We start from the raw sequence: 2,500 nt of genomic DNA on the forward strand, positions 1-2,500 counted from the left end.
GATTGAGGGGTAGGAAAGAATAATCCTGGCATCGAGCTATTGTCCCGGTCGGCAACCCGACAAGTATCTTGGCCACGGCGAAGTTTCACAACCGAGTTCGGGATGGAATCGGAGTGGTGCCATCACGTTAAAGACACCAGGAAGGGTAGAACCCTCAAGACTGCAAAAGCTAGGGAAAAAGTGGTGAAAAGAAGAATGAGGTCAAGCCCTCGGTCGGTTAGTACTCCTCGACTGCACTCGTTACCGAGCTTCCATCTAGAGCCTATCAACGGGTAGTCTACCCGAGACCTTACTGGCTTAATGCCATGAGAGCAATCATCTGGAGGTGGGCTTCCCACTTAGATGCTTTCAGCGGTTATCCGCTCCGCACATGGCTACCCTGCGTTTACCGTTGGCACGATAACAGGTACACCAGCGGTGCGTCCTTCCCGGTCCTCTCGTACTAAGGAAGGCTCCTCGCAATGCTCTTACGCCTACACCGGATATGGACCGAACTGTCTCACGACGTTCTGAACCCAGCTCACGTACCGCTTTAATGGGCGAACAGCCCAACCCTTGGGACCGACTTCAGCCCCAGGTTGCGATGAGCCGACATCGAGGTGCCAAACCTCCCCGTCGATGTGAACTCTTGGGGGAGATCAGCCTGTTATCCCTAGAGTAACTTTTATCCGTTGAGCGACGGCCCTTCCACGCGGTGCCGTCGGATCACTAAAGCCGACTTTCGTCCCTGTTCGACTTGTGGGTCTCACAGTCAAGCTCCCTTCTGCTTTTGCACTCTATCGTCCCATTTCCAACGGGACCGAGGGAACCTTTGCGCGCCTCCGTTACCTTTTAGGAGGCGACCGCCCCAGTCAAACTGCCCACCTGAAACTGTCTCCCGCCCCGATTAGGGGTCAGGGTTAGAATTCTAGCCTCGCCAGAGTGGTATCTCACCGTTAGCTCCACTCTCCCCACGAGGAGAGTTTCAAAGCTTCCCACCTATCCTGCGCAAGCGAAGCCCGAAGCCAATGCCAGGCTACAGTAAAGCTTCATAGGGTCTTTCTGTCCAGGTGCAGGTAGTCCGTATCTTCACAGACAATCCTATTTCGCCGAGTCTCTCTCCGAGACAGTGCCCAGATCGTTACGCCTTTCGTGCGGGTCGGAACTTACCCGACAAGGAATTTCGCTACCTTAGGACCGTTATAGTTACGGCCGCCGTTCACCGGGGCTTCGGTCGTCAGCTTCAGATTACTCCTGACCAACTTCCTTAACCTTCCGGCACTGGGCAGGCGTCAGCCTCCATACTGCGTCTTACGACTTGGCGGAGACCTGTGTTTTTGGTAAACAGTCGCCTGGGCCTATTCACTGCGACCCTCTTGCGAGGGTACCCCTTCTCCCGAAGTTACGGGGTCATTTTGCCGAGTTCCTTAGAGAGAGTTATCTCGCGCCCCTTAGTATTCTCTACTTCCCCACCTGTGTCGGTTTCGGGTACAGGCAATTAATGATTAACGTGGTTCGGGCTTTTCTAGGAAGCTTGATCAGCGCCACTTCCCTCCCGTGGGAGGTGGGACTCGCGTCTTAGCTCCAGGTGTTTTCACCACCTCTCATCGCCTCGACTGCTTGCACTGGTAACCAACATCCAGCTGACGTTGACCTTCTCCGTTCTCCGGCACAATCATTAATCGGTACGGGAATGTTAACCCGTTGTCCATCGACTACGCTTTTCAGCCTCGCCTTAGGTCCTGACTGACCCTCCGCGGACGAGCCTTGCGGAGGAAACCTTGGGGTTTCGGGGTGTGGGATTCTCACCCACATTTTCGCTACTTAAGCCGACATTCTCACTTCTATAGAGTCCACAGCTGCTTGCCGCTACTGCTTCACCCCCTATAGAACGCTCCCCTACCACTACAATGTAGTCCACAGCTTCGGTAGATAACTTAGCCCCGTTCATTTTCGGCGCAGGAGCGCTTGACCAGTGAGCTATTACGCACTCTTTTAAGGATTGCTGCTTCTAGGCAAACCTCCTGGTTGTCCATGCACTCCCACCTCCTTTCTCACTTAGTTATCATTTGGGGACCTTAGCTGGTGGTCTGGGCTGTTTCCCTCTTGACGATGAAGCTTATCCCCCACCGTCTCACTGGTAGTTTTTTTAGCCGTATTCAGAGTTTGCCTCGCCTTGGTACCGGTCTCCCAGCCCGCGGCGAAACAGTGCTTTACCCCGACTAAACTTCCACTACCGCTGCGCCTCAACACATTTCGGGGAGAACCAGCTAGCTCCGAGTTCGATTGGCATTTCACCCCTAACCACAGCTCATCCGCTAATTTTTCAACATTAGTCGGTTCGGACCTCCACTTGGTTTTACCCAAGCTTCATCCTGGCCATGGTTAGATCACCCGGGTTCGGGTCTACAAATTATGACGCTTCGCCCTCTTCAGACTCGCTTTCGCTGGGGCTGTGGGGTCTTCCCCCTTCACCTGCCATAACCTGTAAGTCGCCGGCTCATTCTTCAACAGGCACACG

2 rRNA genes (1 of these 2 cut by a window edge) are annotated in these 2,500 nt (G+C 54.1%); both read right to left on the bottom strand.

The annotated features are described in order from the left end of the window. Positions 1-23 precede the first annotated feature (23 nt). A 5S ribosomal RNA gene (rrf, locus tag H6G48_RS25685) occupies positions 24-141 on the bottom strand. Between the two features lie 56 nt (positions 142-197). Beyond that, positions 198-2,500: ribosomal RNA gene (locus H6G48_RS25690) — 23S ribosomal RNA — on the bottom strand; it runs 577 nt beyond the window's last position.

It is taken from the genome of Microcystis flos-aquae FACHB-1344, assembly GCF_014698375.1.
Taxonomy (GTDB): Bacteria; Cyanobacteriota; Cyanobacteriia; order Cyanobacteriales; family Microcystaceae; genus Microcystis; species Microcystis aeruginosa.